The following is a 21,282-nucleotide window of genomic DNA, read 5'->3' as shown; positions in this document are numbered from 1 at the left end:
CTTGCTTTGAAGTTTAAATTAGAACATACAGATCCTGGGACAGCGGCCCGTGCCGGCGAAATAGTAACGGACCATGGTGTAATTAAGACTCCAATATTTATGCCTGTTGGAACTGCAGCATCTGTAAAAGGGGTACATCAGAGAGAACTTCGTGATGAAATTGATCCAGATATTATTTTAAGTAATACCTACCATTTATTCTTAAGGCCAAAAATTTCCATTTTAGAGCAGGCAGGCGGACTTCATAAGTTTATGGGTTGGGATAGAAATATTCTCACAGACAGCGGGGGTTACCAGGTATACTCCCTCTCTGCCAACAGAAAAATAAAGGAAGAAGGCGTAAAGTTCAAATCTCATATTGATGGCTCTTTACATATGTTTACTCCTGAAAATGTTATGGAAATCCAAAGGGCAATCGGTGCAGATATTATTATGGCCTTTGATGAATGTACGCCATATCCATGCGATTACAATTATGCAAAGCAATCTATGAACATGACCCATAGATGGTTAGACAGATGTATAAGGCATTTAGATAATTTACCCTTTAAATATGGTTTTTCTCAATCGTTTTTTCCAATAGTTCAAGGATCTACTTATAAGGACCTGCGCATTCAGTCTGCAGAGTACATTGCAAATGCCGGGGCAGAAGGAAATGCCATAGGCGGCCTTTCTGTTGGAGAACCGGCAGAGGAAATGTATGCCATGACCGAGGTAGTTTGTAATATTTTACCTAAGGATAAGCCACGTTACCTTATGGGTGTGGGTACACCAATTAATATTTTAGAAAACATTGCGTTAGGAATAGATATGTTTGATTGTGTTATGCCAACCAGAAATGCAAGGAACGGTATGCTGTTTACTGCACATGGGACTATTAATATCAAAAATAAAAAATGGGAGAATGATTTTTCCCTGATTGATGAGGAGGGTACTACCTTTGTTGATAAAGAATATACGAAAGCATATTTACGTCATTTATTTGCGGCAAATGAATATTTAGGGAAACAAATTGCCACGATTCACAACCTTGGTTTTTATATACGATTAGTTCGGGAGGCCAGAAATCATATTTTGGAAGGAACTTTTTCAAACTGGAAAGATCAGATGGTTCGGCAAATGGATAAGAGGCTATAAGCATGACAATTTTAGACAAATACATATTAAAACGATATCTGGTCACTTTTGGAACGATGCTATTGCTGTTTGTGCCCATTGGTATTATGCTTAATCTGGCGGAGCAGATAGGTAAGATGATTGATAATGAAGCTCCTCTGAATGAAATACTTATCTACTATCTTAATTTTACGATATACATCGGTAGTTTGTTGTTTCCTATCTTTTTGTTTTTATCTATTATTTTCTTTACTTCAAAGTTGGCCAATAATACCGAAATAGTGGCTATTCTAAGTTCCGGAGTTTCATATAGCCGCTTTTTGCGACCTTACTGGATAGGGGCAAGTATAATTGCTGTAATGATGTTTTTTATGGGAATGTTCATTGTGCCTAATGCGAGTAAAGGGTACAATGAGTTTAAGTTTGAATATTTAAAAAGAGGTAATAAAGACCGGATTACCAGCAATATTTTTAACCAACTGAATGAGAGTGATTTTATTTATGTCAGTAGTTTTGATCCGGCAAGAAAGATAGGTTATAATTTTACTTTTGAACACTTCAATGATCAAAATCAACTGGATTATAAGATATCTGCCAGTAATATCCGTTGGGTACCAAAAGACAGCTTATATAGATTAACATCATACATGAAACGGAAGATAAGGGCGAATAAGGAGATTATTGAGACAAAGAGGAGACTGGATACTTTATTTATATTCAATATTGAAGATTTAACACCGGTGTCCTATGTAGCTGAGACCAAGAATTTATTTGAACTTAATGAATTTATTGAGGTTCAGAAAAATAAAGGGGCATCCAATATAAACACTTATATTTTGGTAAAATACAGACGGTGGGCACTTCCAATTACCGCATTTATTCTTACCGTCATTGGAGTGGCCGTTTCTTCGGTGAAACGCCGTGGTGGGATGGGGGTAAACCTTGCCTTTGGAATTGGGGTTGCTTTCATTTATATATTTTTTGACAAAGTTTTTGGTACTCTAGCCGAGCAATCTGGTTTTTCACCTTTGCTGGCCGTAATAATACCTAATGTGGTATTTGGTATTTTAGGATTTTATTTGCTTAAAAATGCCAAGCGATAAGTTTAAAAACTACCTGCATCTTCACCTGATTGTATTTATTTGGGGTTTTACGGCAGTACTTGGAAAATTAATTTCAATAGATGCCATGCCTTTGGTTTGGTATCGAATGCTCATCGCCGCCTCTTTAGTTGCTGTTTTTATTTTATTTAAGCGCTATTCCCTTAGGGTCAGTAATAAAACTTTGTTGGTAATGTTGACGGCTGGTGTCATAATTGCGTTGCACTGGGTCACATTTTTTAAAGCAATTAAAGTGTCTAACGTATCCATTGCATTGGTAACAATGTCTACTGGCGCATTGTTTACTGCATTTCTGGAACCAATATGGTATGGAAGGAAAATGATTTGGTATGAAGTTGTATTTGGTTTGATGGTTGTATTTGGTTTATACCTTATTTTTAATGTAAGCACTTCTTATAGTCTGGGTATGGGCCTGGCTCTTATTTCTGCACTCCTGGGATCGATATTTACCTTAATTAACGGACAATTAATTAAAACAAATAAGCCGTCGACAATATCTTTTTACGAATTGATAAGCGGTGCACTTTTTATTTCAATTTATCTGGCCATAAACGGATCCTTTAATAGAGCATTTTTTACACTCGCAATCAGTGACTGGTTTTTCATTTTTATCCTGGCATCTGTATGCACAGCATATGCTTTTATTGCCGCTGTAAAAGTTATGAGATTTATCAGCCCATATACCGTTATGCTGACTATAAATTTAGAACCAATTTATGGTATAATACTAGCGTTATTAATCTTTGGACAAAGCGAAAAGATGAGCCCTCTTTTTTATATTGGAGCGCTAATTATAGTTACCACTATAATTGCCAATGGGATCTTAAAGAACAGGAGAAAATCAAATATTGGAAATGGAATAAGTGACGGGGTTTCCTGAAGTGTTTATTAATTTAATGTATAAGACGGTATAATATTTTATATTTGTTCATACAATCAAACTAATGCCATATTAAAAGTGGCAAAAACCTTTTTTAATGGAATATTTAGAATTTGAACTTCCTATTAAGGAATTGGTAGAGCAATTGGAGAAATGCCAGATTATTGGCGAGGAGAGTGAAGTTGATGTAACGGATACCTGTCGGCAGATTGAAAAAAAATTAGACGAAACACGAAAAGATATCTATAAAAATCTTTCTGCCTGGCAGAGGGTGCAACTTTCAAGACATCCAAACAGACCTTATACTTTGGATTATATTAAAGCCATTTGCGGGGATACTTTTTTAGAATTGCATGGTGACAGAAATGTGAAAGATGACAAAGCCATGATTGGTGGTCTTGGTAAAATAGGGGACCAAAGTTATATGTTTATTGGCCAACAAAAAGGATACAATACAAAGACCAGGCAGTACAGGAATTTTGGGATGGCCAATCCTGAAGGTTATAGGAAAGCACTCAGACTTATGAAGTCTGCTGAAAAATTTAAAATTCCCGTTGTTTGTTTAATAGACACTCCCGGAGCCTATCCCGGTATTGAAGCAGAACAGCGAGGCCAAGGGGAGGCTATAGCCAGAAATATACTGGAAATGACCCGCCTTAAAGTACCTATTATTGTGGTGATCATAGGAGAAGGTGCTTCAGGTGGTGCCTTGGGAATAGGGGTAGGTGACAGGGTATTGATGCTTGAAAATACCTGGTATTCTGTAATATCACCCGAATCCTGTTCTTCTATTTTATGGAGAAGTTGGGAGTACAAGGAAATTGCTGCTGAAGCATTAAAACTGACAGCAACAGACATGAAAAAATTAAAACTAATAGATGAGATTGTTCGGGAACCAGCTGGGGGCGCTCATAGTAATAGAGAAAAAACTTTTGAAATTGTGAAAAATAAAATTGCTAAGAATTATGATGATCTCAAAAAGTTATCACCAAAAGAACTAGTTACAGCCCGTATGAATAAATATGCAAATATGGGTGTATTTAACGGCTAATCAGCGTTTTTATCAGGATGAAGAAAATCCGGAGAATTGATTCTTCGGATTTTTTTCGTTATCAACACAATTTCGTAACTTATCAACATACCAAATGTTAATTAACGGTTGATATCCGAAAAGCTTTATTTAAAGTTAACTTAAGGTTAATTGCATACTTTTGCACCCATGGAAAAACCCAGTCCAATTATTGGTCATAAAATAGGTAAGCCGGCAATCATCAACCTTGAGAAGGGTAAAATACCCCCTCAAGCTGTTGATTTAGAGGAGGTTGTGCTTGGCGCAATGATGATTGATAAGAAAGGAGTGGATGAAGTTATTGACATTTTACACCCCGATGCATTTTATAAAGATGCACATCGTTATATATACGAGGCTATCTTTAAACTGTTTGAAAGTTCAGAACCGGTGGATTTATTAACCGTTTCTAGCCAACTACGGAAAGATGAGCGACTTGAGGCTGTAGGCGGAGATTTTTATTTAATAAAATTAACTCAAAAAGTGGCTTCTTCGGCACATATTGAGTTCCATGCAAGGATTATTCTTCAAAAATATATTCAGCGTAGTTTAATTAAGATTTCCAGTGAAATTATTGAGGATGCTTATACAGATTCTACGGATGTTTTTGATCTTTTAGATAGCGCAGAAGCAAAATTATATGAAGTTACCCAGGGAAATTTAAAACGTTCTGCTGAAACAGCTCAAAACCTGGTGATTCAGGCTAAAAAGAAAATTGAAGAAATATCTAATAAGGATGGATTAAGTGGTATTCCTTCTGGTTTTGATAAGGTAGACAGGCTTACTTCTGGTTGGCAACCAAGTGATTTGATTATTATAGCCGCACGGCCTGGTATGGGTAAAACGGCCCTGACCTTATCCATGGCTAGAAATATGGCTGTCAATTCCAATATTCCGGTGGCCTTTTTCTCTTTGGAGATGTCTTCGGTTCAATTAATCACCAGGCTGATATCTTCAGAAACCGGTTTACCTTCTGAGAAACTTAGAACAGGAAGATTGGAAAAACATGAATGGGAACAATTGAATGTAAAAGTAAAGGCACTTGAAAAGGCACCCCTATTCATTGACGATACACCTTCGCTGTCAATTTTTGATCTCAGGGCAAAAGCAAGAAGACTGGCATCACAACATAAAATTAAACTGATTGTCCTTGATTATTTGCAACTAATGACTGCGGGTGGCAGCCAAAAAGGGGGAAATAGGGAACAGGAAATTTCAACCATTTCAAGAAATTTAAAGGCACTGGCAAAGGAATTAAATGTTCCGGTAATTGCTTTGTCTCAGCTATCAAGGGCCGTGGAAACACGTGGAGGTAGTAAAAGACCTATATTGTCAGATCTCCGGGAATCAGGTGCTATTGAGCAGGATGCGGATATCGTTTCCTTTATTTATCGTCCCGAATATTATAAAATTGATGAATGGGATGATGAAGAGCGAACACCTACTCAGGGACAGGCAGAGTTTATTGTAGCTAAACACAGGAATGGTGGTTTAGATAATATTAGGTTAAAGTTCATTGCTCAACTGGGTAAATTTGATAACTTGGATGACTTTGATTCGCCATTTGAGTTTCAGTCAAAGATGAATATAGATGGGGATAATCCATTCATTACAAAAAACCTTCCTAATGCTGAAGAAGCCTTTGGAAGAACTATGAATGAGGATTCCGATTTAGACCCGGATGACAATGATGTACCTTTTTAAAACCTGCATACGCCAATTTAGAAAGCCTGCCACTACCAACTTTCTGATACCAATTCTATTTCTTTTCTTAACGTCCTTTCATTCCAGTGCTTCTACAATTCTCATTCCCATGGATGCAGAAAGTCAGGAAAACCATTTAAAAGCCTATGGCATTACTTATTGGGTATTAACCAAACAACAAAAGGTACAATGGTTACTTAACTACAGGGGAGGCTCATTTTTATTACCCGATGGCGAAAGTATCAGAAAAGAGTGCCAGATTCGGGGTGTTAGCTATGAAATTTTGTCAGACGGACAGGCGCAAGCAATTTTGGATGAGATAAGTAGTCCGTCTAAAAATCAGGAAGCTGTGATTCTTGAGAAAGCACCTAAAATAGCGGTTTATTCACCAAAGAATAATCAGCCGTGGGATGATGCTGTAACCATGGCATTGACTTATGCAGAAATCCCTTATATCACTATTTACGATGAAGAAGTACTTGACAATAAACTTGTTTTATATGATTGGCTTCATTTACATCACGAAGATTTTACAGGACAATTTGGTAAATTTTATGGGGCTTACAGAGCTGCCCCATGGTATATTGAAGGGAAGCAAGAAGCCGAAGCCTTGGCGGCAAAGCTTGGATTCAATAAGGTTTCAGAAGAGAAAAGGGCGGTTGTGCTTAAAATAAGAAATTATGTAATAGGTGGAGGATTTATGTTCGCAATGTGCTCTGCAACAGATAGTTTTGATATCGCTCTCGCTGCAGATGGGGTTGATATTTGTGAACCAATGTTTGATGGGGATCCGTCAGACGCCAATTATCAAAGCAAACTGGATTTTAAAAAAACCTTTGCCTTTACCAATTTTACATTAGAGAGAAACCCACTGCGTTACGAATTTTCATCCATTGATATGACCAGTAAACGGAGCAATGTTGCACGGGAAACTGATTATTTTAGCTTGATGGATTTTTCGGCAAAATGGGATCCTGTTCCAACCATGCTTTGCCAGAATCATACGTCATTGGTTAAAGGTTTTATGGGTCAGACAACAGCTTTTGCCAGGGATGAAGTTAAAGCAACAGTACTTGTCTTAGGGGAAAATAAAATTAATGGTGAAGCGCGTTATATTCATGGCATTAAGGGCAAAGGATTTTTTACTTTCTATGGAGGACATGATCCGGAAGACTATCAGCATAGGGTAGGGGATCCTAAAACTGAATTGGAACTTCATCCAAATTCACCCGGCTACCGGCTTATTTTAAACAATGTTTTATTTCCTGCAGCACGCAAGAAAAAACAAAAGACCTAATTTTTATCCTTTAATAGTTTTTTCAGGATATGCTCTACCCCAAAATCATCGTTGCTCAAGGTCCTGTAATTTGCCGCTTTTAAAACATTAGGGTGTGAATTTGCCATAGCAAAACTATATTTTGCCAGGGCAAGCATTTCCAGGTCGTTATTGTAGTCCCCAAATACCAGAGTTTCATCAGGACCAATTCCATGTTGTTCCTGTATCTGCTTTAGTGCAAAACCTTTATGCGCATTTATATGAGATAAATCTACCCAGTTTTCACCGGATACTTTGACTTTTAGTATACCCTCCAGGTGTTTCACAGCAGGATATATGTATTTTTCTGAGCCTCCATAGTGATATACAGCAATCTTTATCACTTCGCTATCAAACTTCTGCAGATCGTCTAAAATCTCATATTTGGTATAGTACTCTTTAAGCGTATTGATGAATTTTGGGGAGTCACCAAGTATATATGCATTGTGTTTACCACATAATACTGGGAATGCCCCATCAATCTGACCCAAAATTTCAAGAATTACATTCTTTGAAACTGAATCCAAAGGAGTTGAAATCAGTTCCTGGTCATTATGTATAACCAATCCACCATTCTCTGCGATGATAATTATCTCACTTTGTATTTTACTAAGCTTATCAGCAATACTGTTGTATTGGCGACCGCTGGCCGCCACAAAAAGGATTCCCCGGTTTTTTAATTCCTCATACAATTCAAAAAAATGCTGGCTCACCTCATGCCTGGAATTCAACAGTGTTCCATCCATGTCTGTAACCACCATTTTAATTGCTGATAAATTCATATTTCTAATTGTAAAGGACAAAGGTATTTTTTATGTTTAAAATACTAGTAACTTTCTTGAAGTTTTACACTAACATAAATCGTGATGAATATTTATCAAAAAGAAATACGATTAAAACCATATAAAAGGGGTTTTCATTTAATTACAGAGACTATTGAAGATAGTTTTCCAGAGTTACAGGGAATTAAGATTGGAGTCCTAAATGTGTTCATAAAACATACATCAGCAAGTTTAACTATTAATGAAAATGCAGACCCAACTGTGCGTTCAGATTTTGAGGCGCATATGAATATCATGGTGCCGGAGGATGCGCCATATTATGTCCATACCTATGAAGGTTCAGATGATATGCCTGCTCATATAAAAGCTTCTCTAATGGGGTCGTCTATTCAAATTCCGATTAGTAGAGGCCGTTTAAATCTGGGCATTTGGCAAGGGATATATTTATGTGAACACAGAAATAATGCTTCAGGTCGTAGTTTGATCCTTAGCTGTATTGGCAGTTAACTTTTTGCATATTGAATAAAAAAAGCCCTGACTGTTTTAGTCAGGGCTTTAAAGCGAGAATTCTTTTTATTATTTTACTTTATCCACAACAGCTTTAAAGGCATCCGGGTGGTTCATTGCCAAATCTGCCAGAACTTTTCTATTAAGTTCTATGTTATTGGCTTTTACTTTTCCCATAAATTGCGAATAAGACATTCCATGTAATCTTGCACCTGCATTAATACGGGTGATCCATAGTGCACGGAAATTTCTTTTCTTATTTCTACGGTCTCTATAAGCGTATACCATTGCTTTTTCGACCGCATTTTTGGCTACTGTCCAGACATTTTTACGTCTTCCAAAATAACCTTTGGCTTGCTTCATTACCTTTTTTCTTCTGGCTCTGGAAGCGACTGAATTTACTGATCTTGGCATTTTTTTACATTTGTTTTTGTAGCAGGCGGCTCAAAGAATTATTCTCAAAACACTTTTAAAAGCCCAACTCCATGGTTAATACTGATTACCCAAAGAACAATTTATTTTAATCCCAATTGTCCTTTAATATTCGCAACATCAGAGTCATGTACTAATGTTGAATGTGTTAGCTTAAGCTTTCGCTTTTTAGATTTCTTTGTCAAAATATGACTCTTAAAAGCGTGCTTTCTTTTAATTTTACCAGAACCTGTAAGCTTAAACCGCTTTTTGGCACTGGATTTTGTTTTCATCTTAGGCATTTTCTTCCTATTTGTTTATTAATCTCGCTTCTTTTCTTTCTTATTTTTTCGTCTTAGGAGCAATGAACATTGTCATTCGCTTTCCTTCAAGTCTTGGCATTTGCTCAACCTTGCCAAATTCTTCCAACTCCTGTGCTAGTTTCAATAAGAGTATTTCTCCCTTATCCTTATAAACTATTGATCTTCCTTTAAAAAAAACATAGGCCTTTAATTTAGCTCCGTCTTTAAGAAACTTTTCCGCATGTTTCTTTTTGAACTCATAATCGTGATCATCCGTATTGGGCCCAAATCTAATTTCTTTTACGATTACTTTGGTGGCTTTCGCCTTCATTACCTTTTCTCGCTTTTTCTGCTCGTAAAGGAATTTCTTGTAATCTATAATCTTGCATACCGGCGGATCTGCTTTAGGTGAAATCTCCACCAAATCCAGACCTTGTTCTTCTGCCAGTGAAATTGCTTTAGCAATGGGAAATACCCCCACTTCTACATTATCACCAACCAAGCGTACACTTGGTGATGTAATTTTTTCATTGATATTATGAGGATTCTTGTTTTCCCTCCGAGGTTGGGGCCTAAATCTTCTTCGTATTGCTATGACTGATATATTTAATTAAACTTAATTTTTTTAAAATGACTTTAAGGTACTACTTATTTCCTTTTCGACCAAGTTTACAAATTCCTTTAGACTAAGCATTCCCAGGTCTTCACCCCCGTGCTTACGAACCGAAATTGTATTTTGTTCCTCTTCATTTTCACCAACGATAAGCATAAATGGTATTTTATTCATTTCTGCCTCTCGTATTTTCTTCCCTACGGTCTCATTCCTAACATCAATGAGCGCGCGAATTTCGTCATTTTCCAATGAATTTAAAACTTTTTCGGCATATTTTTCATGTTTCTCACTTACTGGCAAAATAATAGCCTGATCTGGTGTGAGCCATAATGGAAAATTTCCTCCGGTATGTTCAAGTAACAAGGCAACAAATCGTTCCATGCTGCCAAAAGGCGCCCTGTGTATCATAACAGGTCTGTGTAGCTCATTATCACTGCCTTTATACGTAAGTTCAAAGCGCTCCGGGAGATTGTAATCGACCTGAATTGTTCCCAATTGCCAGTTTCTGCCAAGAGCATCTTTGACCATGAAATCTAGTTTAGGACCGTAAAACGCTGCCTCACCTTTTTCAATTATAAAATTCAAACTTTTTTCTTCAGCGGCGTTAATGATTGCTTTTTCCGCTTTGTCCCAGTTTTCTATAGAACCAATATATTTTTCAGGCTTCTCCGGATCTCTCAGGGATACCTGTGCCGTAAAATTTTCAAACCCCAAAGAACCCAAAACATAGAGTGATAGGTCAATAACATCAATAAATTCCTGATGTAATTGATCTGGTGTACAAAAAATGTGTGCATCATCCTGGGTAAAACCCCTTACCCGTGTTAGTCCGTGAAGTTCACCACTTTGTTCATAACGATAAACTGTTCCAAATTCGGCAAAACGTTTTGGAAGTTCCCTATAGCTCAATGGTTTAGAATTAAATATTTCGCAGTGGTGGGGACAATTCATTGGTTTTAATAAAAATTCCTCGTCTGCCTTAGGGGTATGTATAGGCTGAAAACTGTCTTCTCCATATTTCTCATAATGTCCGGAAGTGACATATAATTCTTTTTGCCCAATATGTGGCGTAATCACCATTTCGTAACCAGCCTTTTTCTGAGCTTTCTTCAGGAAATTTTCAAGGCGTTCCCGCAGAGCAGCACCCTTTGGAAGCCACAGTGGTAATCCTTGTCCCACTTTTTTGGAAAAAGTAAATAATTCCAACTCTTTACCTAACTTCCTATGATCTCTTTTCTTGGCTTCTTCGAGTAATTCCAAATATTCTGTTAGTTCTTTTTGCTTTGGAAAAGAAATGCCGTAAACACGTGTAAGTTGCGTTTTATTCTCATCGCCACGCCAGTAGGCTCCTGCTACATTCATTATTTTAATGGCCTTTACGATGCCTGTATTTGGGATATGACCGCCCCTGCATAAATCGGTAAAGGTATCATGATCACAAAAGGTAATGCTACCATCCTCAAGATTTTCAATGAGTTCTACCTTGTATTCATTGCTCTGGTCTTTATAAAATTGTAACGCATCCTTCTTGGAAACTGAACGCATTTTAAAGTCGTGTTTTCCACGGGCAATTTCCAAAGCTTTTTGTTCAATAGCCGGAAAATCTTTTTCAGAAATTGATTGCTCCCCAAAATCCACATCATAATAAAACCCGTTTTCAATAGCAGGACCAATAGTAAGTTTGATTCCCGGGTATAACTCCTCCAGGGCCTGGGCTATGATATGTGAGGAGGAGTGCCAAAATGCTTTTTTCCCTTCTGTATTGCTCCAGGTATAAAGTACAAGTTTGCCATCCTCATTTAAGGCTGAAACCGTTTCCACCACAGTGTCATTGAATTTTGCGGAAATAACATTCCTGGCCAAACCTTCACTAATGCTTTTGGCAACATCTAAAGGAGTTATGCCTTTTTCATACTCTCTAACTGACCCGTCCGGGAGTGTTATTTTAATCATATGCTGGTATGAGGATTTAAGTTTGCAAAGATAGCATCTTAAGAATATGAAGGCAAAATATCCCTAAATGATTTTCATTAGATTTAAAAACCCTAATATTTTGTCGATTAACTATTTATTACTGGTAAAAATACCTTCCATGAGTATCTTAATACTATAGAAACCCAAAGCTATGGCGCCAATGGCCAGAATGAAACCAACGACGAGTACAGGAAGGTAAAATGAATGTTCGGTATTTTTGAATGCCTGATACAATACCACAGGTGCAGTAAACATAAGAACAAGTGTATAGGCAAGGTATTTTATTCCTTTAATAATTAAATCTTTGTTCGTTTTCATATTCGGCCTATACCAGATTGATCTGGTTAAAAATAAGAATATTGCGCTATATTTATACAAAAGGGGTTAAATAAATAGACATGTACATTTCAGGAAGAAATCAAAATTATGATTAAACTTTCTGTTGGGATTATTCAAATCTTCATTAAATAAAACATATGAATTTTCTACTGGTTCCCGATAAATTTAAGGGATCTCTTAACGCGAAACAGGTGATAGCCGCAATTGAAAGGGGCGTTTCTTCTATATTTCCAAAAGCGGGGATTTACAGCGTCACAGCTTCCGATGGGGGAGATGGTTTTCTTGATTCAGTAAAGCATTATAAGCAATTAGAAACCATTGAAGTTCATACGACAGACCCTTTAGGAAGAAAAATAACTACCGAATATTTATTAAACCGGCAAACAGGAGAGGCCTATATAGAACTTGCTAAGGCCTCCGGACTGGAATTATTGAGTAATGAGGAACGCGACCCTTTGCAAACCTCAACCATAGGGACAGGAATTCAAATGAAGGATGCAGTTTTAAAAGGGGCTAAAAAAATATATATTGGCCTGGGGGGTAGTGCAACCACCGATGCGGGTTTGGGAATAGCAAAGGCGCTTGGATTTTCATTTCAGGATGAATTTGGAAATTTACTGAAACCGATAGGAGGAAATTTATCTAAGATTAATGCTATAATCCCTTCCAAATTCCTAAAAGATTATAAAAATTTGGAGGTTTATGCTGTTAACGATGTAGACAATCCATTATTTGGACCAACTGGGGCAGCTTACGTTTATTCGGCTCAGAAAGGTGGGAATAAAGAGGATATAGAATTCCTGGATAATGGTTTGAAAGACTTGCATACCATTGTTAAAGGGGAAATGGGAAAGGACTATGCGGATATACCCGGATCCGGAGCGGCCGGTGGTGCGGCATATGGGTTAAAGACGTTTTTAGATGCGGAGTTTATAAGCGGTACCCATTTCATATTCAAACTGGCACGAATAGATAAACTTTTAGAATCCAATTCAATAGATTTCATTATTACAGGGGAAGGTAAAATTGACGAACAAACCTTAAGAGGGAAATTAATAAATGGAGTATGCCAATTGGGTAAAAATTACAATATTCCGGTCATAGTCGTTTGTGGAGTTTCAGAGGTAAATGCAAAACACTTAAATGAGATGGGTAATGTTGAAGTCATAGAAATACGAGATCCATCAATGTCACTTTCCTATAGTATGGAAAACGCCTCCAGTTTAATTGAACTAGCCATAGCAAATTTTTTTAAGAATTACATAAAAAGATAAGGGGTGATTGTACGTGGTAAAGCTCACTACCATATTAGGATTCAGGCATAATTCCCTTACTGGATAACCAGAGTATCCTTATATTCCTGAACTATGGCGAAATACCCCAGCGGAAATATGTTAGGCTGACCCACGCTATCTGATACGTCAATATTGTCTATATCAGTAATATCAAAAACATTCCCCCGAACGGTAGCCACGGGAGTGGAAAAAATACCAGCATCATTAGTGGTTTGCTCAATCAGGAGATCCATATAGTTAAAAAAAGTCTGATCCGCCCCCATTAGTCCAATCTCTATTTCTGTATTAGGTTCAAATATTTTGTCATAGAAGTACGAAAAACTAAATTGCTGTCCTTTGTAAAATTTATCTTCGGTAACCAGAAATTCGCTAAAACTGAAGTCGAAAAGATAAAAACTATCCCTTTCAGGATCATCCGTAAATGTTACAATTATTTCTGTTTCATCATCATTAAAAAGTGTACCATCTCCTTGAACTAGAGAATCTATTGGAACCGCCGGCACATATTTTGTGGTGGCAAGATAACGGCGGCCCTGGTGATTTATCAATAGGTTAAACACCCAATTCCTGTCTAATATATTGGTTGGTATTCTTTGATCACTATCAAAGTTGGGGTCTGGTGTGTAAATGCCTGATCCGGGCTCTAACTCAGCTAAATTTGAAAAGCGCGTATCAATTACCCTATCACCTTCATACTCTTCATATTGGATCACTACAGTCTCTGCCGACGTTGGCGTATTATCATTAAAAAAATCACTGCTTAAAGATAATTTAACCTCCACCGGAATAAATAGTTCATCTATATCGACCCGTATCAGGGCATCTACTACCAGTCTTGGTTCCTCATTGGGGACTTCCACGTCTATGACATCTTCGCAGGCAACGTTTAGTACTAAAACCACTAAGAGGTAGATATATTTTTTCATAGTAGAGATTAAAATTTAAAATTATAGGTTACTGAGGGTACAATACCAAAAATAGAAGTACGCACCGCTTCATTAACACCGGTATCCTGATTTTCCCTGAAATTAATAGATGCTGCATTCATCCGATTATATACATTATAAAGGCTGAACACCCATTCGGACTTCCAGTTTCTCCCTTCATTTTTCTTTGGCGTAAGCGTAGCAGCTATATCAAGTCTGTGGTAGTCCGGCAAGCGTTCCAGGTTTCGAAATCCGTAATAGGGAACAACAATTCCCTGAAACTCAAACTGACCTACGGGGTAATTGGTAGGCTGTCCGGTTTGATAAATAAAATTGCTATTAAAAGTCCATTTCTTATTGAGTGTGTAACTTCCGTACACCGAAATATCATGTGTTTTATCATATGGAGTGTTATACCATTCTCCCAGATTAATGCCTGTTTCCATATTAGATCTGCCATTGTCTTCAACAGGAGCTCTTCCCGGAGTCCTTTGTTCTGATCTGGATAATGTATATGCCAGCCATCCCTGAAACTTTCCCTGGTTTTTTCTAAACAACAATTCAAGACCATATGCCCGCGCAGTACCGTTTAAAATTACCTGCTCAATAGCATTATTCGCGATAAGGTTTGCTCCATCTATATAATCTATTCTATTTTCTATGTCTTTATAGAAGACTTCCGTCTCAAAGGAATAATCCCCGTTTTTTATATTTCTGAAATACCCAAGAGCATATTGATCTAGCAGTTGGGGCTTAACAAAAGGACCACTGGGTGTCCAGACGTCCAGAGGAGTAGGTGAGCTGGTATTAGATAATAGGTGAAGGTATTGAGCTAGTCTTGTATAACTGGCTTTAAATGAATTATCCGGATTTAGGGTATATGCCAGTGAAATCCGCGGTTCCAAATTGGCGAATGAAGCTAAAGTTTCCCCTCTGCCTGGATTTATGGTCCCAATAGGCTCAGCTTCCTTATAAATAAGTAGGAAAGGGTCAAAAATTACCGGGTTATTGTTTTCATAAACGTTTAATTCATCTTGTCCCAGTCTCATAAAATAACTGAATCTTAGGCCATAATTCAAACTTAAGTCCTGAGTTACATTATGTTCTACATCCACATAGGCCGCAAATTCATTGGCATATTTTTCAATAAGTTGTTCTTCTACAATTCCAGATTCCGGACTGTTTGGAACTATTTTTCCCGGATTAAATTTATAGTAGATATTATTTAACCCGTAGTTAATTCGCAATTTTTCACTGAGATAATGTTTAAGGTCATACTTGACATTAAAATTCTTAATCCCGGAATTCCACTTAAATCCAACAAAATCCAGCTCCAAACCATAGTAATAATCCGAGTAAATTAGAGAGAGGTTGGAAAATAATTTATTTGAGAAGAGATGATTCCAGCGAAAGTTAACTACGCTATTGCCATAAGTGTTTTCAAAACTGTCTGAAATGCTAAAAACATCCCGTCCAAAGTAACCTGAAAGGTAAATATTGTTCCTTTCATTTATTTTATAATTTAGTTTAGCATTAAGGTCATAGAAATACGCTTTGTTGGGAATATCAAATAGGGGAAGAGCTAAATGTGCATAAGAGGCTCTCCCGCCAATTAAAAAGGCGGCCTTATCTTTTACAATTGGCCCTTCAGCAAGCAGCCGGCTTGCAACTGCTCCTATGCCTCCGGTCATATGGAATTTGTTACTATTCCCTTCTTTTTGAAATATTTCAAGGACAGAAGATACACGTCCTCCATATCTGGACGGAATACCCCCTTTAAATAGTTTTACGTCCTTTATGGCATCCGGATTAAATACGGAGAAAAAGCCAAATAAATGTGAAGAGTTAAAAATAGTTGCTTCATCAAGCAGTATGAGGTTCTGATCTGCTGCTCCGCCACGCACATTAAAACCCGAAGACGCCTCACCCGCGCTGGTAACACCTGGTAGAAGAAGCAAAGATTTTATTACATCTGCCTCACCCAAAATCACGGGAATTTTTTTAATTGTTTGTACAGAAAGCGTATTCACACTCATTTGCGGTTTGCGAATATTAACTTTTTCCACATCTTCGGTTACCACAACTTCGTCTAATTGTTCAACCTCTTCAAACATTTCAAAATTTATTCTGAGGTCCTGGGTAAGTGATATGGTTTGCACGATGTCCTGATATCCTAAATAACTCAGTCTGATTTGATAATCTCCTTCAGGTAGGGTTAGGGAGTAAAAACCATAATCATTAGTGGTAACACCGGTATTTATTTCAGGGATCAGTAAAGTAACTCCAATTAATGTCTCATTGCTCGAGGCTTCTGTAATTGTTCCACTGAAGGTATACTTTTGCTGTGAAAAGAGGCAAAATGAGGAAATAAAAAAGAGGATAATTACGAATTGTCGTAAGGGTTGGTACATTAAGGCAATTTTCTCCAAAAATATGCATTAAGATTACAATCTATTCATTGTTAACAGTATTTTAAAATGAAGAGACCCCAACTGAATTCGTTGAGGTCTTTAATTTTATTACTGAATTAGTATCAAATTTGTTCTAACAAAAAATTTAAGGTTTTACTTGGTCTCATGGCGCTGCTCATAAGTACGGGATCCGGTTTATAATAACCGCCAATATCCTGCGGAGTACCTTGGGCATCAATCAATTCTTTGACAATTCTTTGGGAATTTTTTTCAAGTGAGTTGCCAAGTTTTGTAAAAGTATTTTTAAGTTCACTATCCTCTTCCTGATTGGCAAGAGCCCTGGCCCAATATAGGCCTAAATAAAAATGACTTCCTCTGGTATCCAATTCACCTACTTTTCTTGATGGCGATTTATCGTTATCCAAAAATTCTTCAGTGGCTTTATCCAGTGCTTTGGCCAAAACTAAGGCCTTGATATTGTTATTTTTATTTCCATAAAAGTCGAGCGATACACTAAGTGCTAAAAATTCACCTAATGAATCCCATCTCAGATGACCTTCTTCAAGGAATTGTTCCACATGTTTCGGTGCAGAACCCCCGGCTCCGGTTTCAAACAATCCGCCACCATTCATTAGGGGTACAATAGAGAGCATTTTTGCACTGGTTCCAACTTCGAGAATTGGAAACAGATCAGTTAAATAGTCTCTCAATACATTCCCCGATACCGAGATGGTATCTTTACCTGCAATAATCCTATTTAGTGTAAAATTTGTAGCATCTACCGGAGACAATATTCTGATATCCAAGCCAGAAGTATCATTTTCCGGAAGATATTTGTTTACTTTTTTAATCAGTTCAGCGTCATGAGCACGCTCCTTATCCAGCCAGAAAACAGCCGGAGTATTAGAAGTTCTTGCCCTGGATACAGCAAGTTTTACCCAATCCTGAATTGGGGCATCTTTAACCTGACACATCCTCCATATATCACCTGTTTCTACTTTATGTTTTAAAAGCTCTTCCCCCGTGTGATTATCAATAATACTTACAAAACCATCCTTTTTAATTTCGAAGGTTTTGTCGTGCGAGCCATATTCTTCTGCTTTCTGAGCCATAAGGCCAACATTAGGCACAGTTCCCATGGTTCGGGGATCAAAAGCTCCGTTCTTTTTGCAAAAATCAATAGTAGCTTTATAAACACCCGCGTAGCTGCTGTCAGGTATTATGGCTTTAGTGTCCTGGAGCTTTCCTTCCTTATTCCACATTTGACCCGAAGTACGGATCATAGCAGGCATAGATGCATCAATAATGATGTCGCTTGGTACATGGAGGTTAGTAATTCCTTTTTCGGAATTTACCATAGCAAGATCAGGGCCATCTTGCAGGGCTTGCATTATTTCTTCCTCAATTTCTGTTCTTTTATTCTCGGGAAGGGTTTTTAATTTTTCGAATAACATTTCGAGACCATCATTAGAACTGATGCCAATTTCCTCAAAAAGTGCTGCATACTTGTTAAATACTTCAGCAAAATAAACTTCCATTACATGACCGAAGATAATAGGGTCTGAGACTTTCATCATAGTTGCCTTCAGATGAACTGAGAATAGGACTCCTTTTTTCTTGGCATCTGCCAACTGTTCTTTTAAGAATTGGAGAAGTGCCGTTTTACTGAGGACGGTCGCATCAATTATCTCACCTTTCAACAAGGGTATTTTTTCTTTTAAAGTGTTTACTGAACCATCAGTACCCGATAAAACTATTTTAACATCAGTAGCTTTCTCAATTGTTAGTGATTTTTCATTGGATTTAAAATCACCATGTGCCATTGTGGCAACATGTGTTTTTGAATTGGAATCCCAGGCACCCATTGAATGCGGATTTTTCTTGGCATAATTCTTTATGGGCACTGGAGCTCTTCTATCAGAGTTACCTTCCCGCAATACAGGATTTACTGCACTTCCCTTAATACGGTCATATCTGGACTTAAGCTCAAAATCCTTTTCGTTTTTGGGTTCATCCGGGTAATCTGGCAATTTGTATCCTTTTTTTTGTAGCTCTGCAATTGCGTCTTTTAGTTGAGGAATTGACGCACTAATATTTGGCAGTTTAATGATATTTGCTTCTGGTGTTTTTGCCAAGTCACCCAATTCAGTCAGATCATCAGGGGTTCGTTGGTCCTCCTCCAAAAAATCTGGGAAAGTTGCTAAAATCCTACTGGCCAGGGAGATGTCCTTTACTTCAATGGCTACACCAGCTGTTTTAGTGAATGCCTTTACTATTGGTAAAAGTGATTGGGTTGCTAATGCCGGTGCCTCGTCGGTTTTAGTGTATATTATTCTTGGCATAAATTAAAGAGAATTTGTTTTAAGCGCAGCAAATATACAATTTTAACAGATCATAAAACCACCGTTTTTTAAACTTTAATTTAAGTCAAGGGAGCTTGCCAAAAGAATGAAACTAATAGGGAAAAGTAACAAAAAACAAAAGCCATATCATTGTACAAGTACATTGACATGGCTTTCTAGAATTAGCTAGCAAACTTTTTGTTCTGTACCGGAGTACAGCACGGCAACCATTGATTGCATTTGACTAACTAAATCAACGTTTGAAACTTTCTTTGTTCTTAATTTTTCAACCAAGTAACAACTGAAGGCTTCTTCTCATCGTTTTAATTCATCTATCTTAAATCTAAAACCTAAGTTCTAAATTTAACGTAAATAAACCCACACACCTCAGGAAAACTACAGCTCTCCTTCGTTATGCTCATCTTTGTTAAAATCTGGTAATAAATTACCCTACTTTAATTTTAAGACTAGACAATAATATAAAGAACGTCAACTTTATAATGGCCTCATTGATTTACCCTAGACAGGTAACTCTCTTAAACCATAAAATAAATATACATAATTTTTGAGCATAAATCAAATTTTGCAAGAATTTAATAATCAACAGTTTATAAACTTGTTTTATGAACAATTGTTCATAACTAGGAAGTTTGCAATTATTTGTCAAAAGGGTTATTCAGCAGCATATATTAATACAAATCGGCCTCATCTGAGGCCGATTAAAAAAATATCTCTTAGACTGATACTACGGTATGGATTCCCCACCGTCTGTATTGGATTTTTTTAACTGTCTCTGTATTTTCTTGATAGCGGATTCAATAGATTTTTCAGGTTCTATGATGTTGTATTCTCCCCAGAAATCAGGATCTGAAAAACCAATGGCAGCCTCGCTAAGAATAATAGAGGATTTTAATCTATCCTTAACTTTCGGAACTTCGCCAGAAATATTTTTTTCCCAGTCGGTTACGGCCATTTCACAGCTCATACTATAAACAGAATTAAATAGCTTTTTATCCCAGTTGATTTTAAACTCTAAAAGCACATTACTATATCCGTAATACCATTTTCCATTTTTTTCCCTGTAATCCACCCTGTAGGCTATATCTGTAGGGTATACTCTAGCATTGCGAGGTTTTTTCCGGACAAACATTTTACTCGCTAATTCCTTATCTGTAATATTTAAAGAATATATAGCACTGGTAAGTATTTTGTTTTCTGCGTCGATAAATAATTGTCCTTTATAAAGAGGATCATAAATATTAGGGCGTTGTTTAAAACCTACAACATAAATCAATTTGTCATTAATCCTTGTAGATCTTTCAAAACTAAAATCATAATCCTCCATGGTAACATCATTAAAGATATATTCCGGGTATTTCATAATATCTACATAAAGCGCATTAAACGGACCTCCTTGCAGTTTTAATGCCAGAGTGTCTAGTTTGTTATAGTCTGTACTCTTTCTGGCTTTATAGAGCTGCACGGCATCTTTTTTCTCAGAGGAATAAGGGGTTTTATATATGTTTACCACGGCTTCCGATAGAGATACATTTTTCTTTCGTTTTTTAATAGTTTCCCTGTAAAATGCGGTCATAAGTGTAGGATCTCCAAAGTAATTCTCTCCTTTTCTTCGCAGCGTTTCCTTAACTAGGGTACGGGCACTTTTTGGAATAACAACATTTACCTCTTCCAATTTAGTTATTGAGACCATCAGGGCAATCTTATTATTATTATCCTTTAATTGCTCTAAAGGAACTACGGAAGTTTTATAACCTAAAAAGGATACAATGATATTTCCTTGTTTAATACTTGTTGGAATTTTTAATAAAAATTTACCTTCTGTATTGGTTATGGTACTAATATTACTTCCTTCCAGCGTTAATGTAGCAAATACAAGCGGCTTGTTATTCTCACTGTCAACTACCTCTCCTTTGAATTGGTTGAATGATGTTACTTCCTGAGGATTATCCTGGAAGAAAGTTGATGCCTGGCTGGTTGCAGGTATTCCTATTAACAATATAATTCCTGCGAATGCTGATAATAGAACATTATTGGATTTGAGAAATATGATATGTTTCATGATCTAGATTTTTAAAAACTATAGTTGCAAAAATACAACGCATTTCATTCTAATTTAATGATTTTGATCATCTTAAATTGTTAATATATCATAAA

General features: G+C 37.0%; 18 protein-coding genes. 8 read left to right on the top strand and 10 right to left on the bottom strand.

Features of this window, described 5'->3' with window-relative positions:
- Nucleotides 1-6 precede the first annotated feature (6 nt).
- The 6 genes from tgt to Q0874_RS13060 all read left to right on the top strand — a co-directional run bounded on the left by tgt (nt 7) and on the right by Q0874_RS13060 (nt 7,187).
- Nucleotides 7-1,137, top strand: a complete 1,131-nt coding sequence (gene tgt / locus Q0874_RS13085) for a tRNA guanosine(34) transglycosylase Tgt (RefSeq protein ID WP_299163798.1) — start codon at nt 7-9, stop codon at nt 1,135-1,137.
- A gap of 2 nt (nt 1,138-1,139) precedes the next feature.
- Nucleotides 1,140-2,219, top strand: a complete 1,080-nt coding sequence (locus tag Q0874_RS13080; RefSeq protein WP_299163797.1) for an LptF/LptG family permease — start codon at nt 1,140-1,142, stop codon at nt 2,217-2,219.
- Complete coding sequence (locus Q0874_RS13075) at nt 2,206-3,117, top strand: DMT family transporter (RefSeq protein ID WP_299163796.1); 912 nt, start codon at nt 2,206-2,208, stop codon at nt 3,115-3,117. Before Q0874_RS13080 ends, Q0874_RS13075 begins: the two co-directional genes overlap by 14 nt.
- 97 nt (nt 3,118-3,214) lie before the next feature.
- Complete coding sequence (locus Q0874_RS13070) at nt 3,215-4,168, top strand: acetyl-CoA carboxylase carboxyltransferase subunit alpha (RefSeq protein ID WP_299163795.1); 954 nt, start codon at nt 3,215-3,217, stop codon at nt 4,166-4,168.
- A gap of 168 nt (nt 4,169-4,336) precedes the next feature.
- The gene (gene dnaB / locus Q0874_RS13065) at nt 4,337-5,890 is read left to right on the top strand and encodes a replicative DNA helicase (protein WP_299163794.1); all 1,554 of its coding nucleotides are present in this window, start codon (nt 4,337-4,339) and stop codon (nt 5,888-5,890) included.
- Nucleotides 5,877-7,187 (top strand): asparagine synthetase B, encoded by a 1,311-nt coding sequence (locus Q0874_RS13060; RefSeq protein WP_299163986.1) that lies wholly within the window; start codon nt 5,877-5,879, stop codon nt 7,185-7,187. The genes dnaB and Q0874_RS13060 overlap by 14 nt, the downstream gene beginning before the upstream one ends.
- Here Q0874_RS13060 and Q0874_RS13055 read toward each other — a convergent pair.
- Entirely contained in the window at nt 7,184-7,987 is an 804-nt protein-coding gene (locus tag Q0874_RS13055) for an HAD family hydrolase (RefSeq protein ID WP_299163793.1), read from the bottom strand. The two genes, Q0874_RS13060 and Q0874_RS13055, sit on opposite strands and share 4 nt — an antisense overlap.
- 84 nt (nt 7,988-8,071) lie before the next feature.
- Here Q0874_RS13055 and Q0874_RS13050 point away from each other — a divergent pair, with 84 nt between their 5' ends.
- On the top strand, nt 8,072-8,494 hold the full coding sequence (locus tag Q0874_RS13050; protein WP_299163791.1) for a secondary thiamine-phosphate synthase enzyme YjbQ: 423 nt from the start codon (nt 8,072-8,074) through the stop codon (nt 8,492-8,494).
- Between the two features lie 69 nt (nt 8,495-8,563).
- On the opposite strand, the gene rplT is transcribed toward Q0874_RS13050, so the two are convergent.
- From rplT to Q0874_RS13025, 5 genes are all read right to left on the bottom strand, one after another.
- Nucleotides 8,564-8,908: a 50S ribosomal protein L20 gene (gene rplT, locus Q0874_RS13045; protein WP_019670295.1), complete on the bottom strand. Its 345-nt coding sequence runs from the start codon at nt 8,906-8,908 to the stop codon at nt 8,564-8,566.
- 101 nt (nt 8,909-9,009) lie between these two features.
- A complete protein-coding gene (gene rpmI / locus Q0874_RS13040) occupies nt 9,010-9,207 on the bottom strand; it encodes a 50S ribosomal protein L35 (protein WP_299163788.1) in 198 nt (65 codons plus the stop codon).
- Nucleotides 9,208-9,247: 40 nt separating this feature from the next.
- Nucleotides 9,248-9,796, bottom strand: a complete 549-nt coding sequence (gene infC, locus Q0874_RS13035) for a translation initiation factor IF-3 (RefSeq protein WP_299163984.1) — start codon at nt 9,794-9,796, stop codon at nt 9,248-9,250.
- A gap of 36 nt (nt 9,797-9,832) precedes the next feature.
- Nucleotides 9,833-11,773 (bottom strand): threonine--tRNA ligase, encoded by a 1,941-nt coding sequence (thrS, locus tag Q0874_RS13030; protein WP_299163787.1) that lies wholly within the window; start codon nt 11,771-11,773, stop codon nt 9,833-9,835.
- Between the two features lie 111 nt (nt 11,774-11,884).
- Nucleotides 11,885-12,112 (bottom strand): DUF6095 family protein, encoded by a 228-nt coding sequence (locus Q0874_RS13025; RefSeq protein ID WP_299163786.1) that lies wholly within the window; start codon nt 12,110-12,112, stop codon nt 11,885-11,887.
- A 158-nt stretch (nt 12,113-12,270) separates the two neighbouring features.
- Between Q0874_RS13025 and Q0874_RS13020 the strand changes: the two genes are divergently transcribed.
- The gene (locus Q0874_RS13020; RefSeq protein ID WP_299163784.1) at nt 12,271-13,407 is read left to right on the top strand and encodes a glycerate kinase; all 1,137 of its coding nucleotides are present in this window, start codon (nt 12,271-12,273) and stop codon (nt 13,405-13,407) included.
- A gap of 56 nt (nt 13,408-13,463) precedes the next feature.
- On the opposite strand, the gene Q0874_RS13015 is transcribed toward Q0874_RS13020, so the two are convergent.
- The 4 genes from Q0874_RS13015 to Q0874_RS13000 all read right to left on the bottom strand — a co-directional run bounded on the left by Q0874_RS13015 (nt 13,464) and on the right by Q0874_RS13000 (nt 21,187).
- Nucleotides 13,464-14,354, bottom strand: coding sequence for a DUF4249 family protein (locus Q0874_RS13015; protein ID WP_299163781.1), 891 nt, complete (start codon nt 14,352-14,354; stop codon nt 13,464-13,466).
- 8 nt (nt 14,355-14,362) lie between these two features.
- Nucleotides 14,363-16,765: a TonB-dependent receptor gene (locus Q0874_RS13010; protein WP_299163779.1), complete on the bottom strand. Its 2,403-nt coding sequence runs from the start codon at nt 16,763-16,765 to the stop codon at nt 14,363-14,365.
- Between the two features lie 122 nt (nt 16,766-16,887).
- A complete protein-coding gene (locus Q0874_RS13005; RefSeq protein ID WP_299163778.1) occupies nt 16,888-19,107 on the bottom strand; it encodes an NADP-dependent isocitrate dehydrogenase in 2,220 nt (739 codons plus the stop codon).
- 745 nt (nt 19,108-19,852) lie between these two features.
- Nucleotides 19,853-21,187: a carboxypeptidase-like regulatory domain-containing protein gene (locus Q0874_RS13000; protein ID WP_299163776.1), complete on the bottom strand. Its 1,335-nt coding sequence runs from the start codon at nt 21,185-21,187 to the stop codon at nt 19,853-19,855.
- Nucleotides 21,188-21,282 lie beyond the last annotated feature (95 nt).

The organism is uncultured Eudoraea sp. (assembly GCF_947490415.1).
Lineage (GTDB): Bacteria > Bacteroidota > Bacteroidia > Flavobacteriales > Flavobacteriaceae > Eudoraea.
This window is presented reverse-complemented; position numbering and strand designations above follow the sequence as displayed.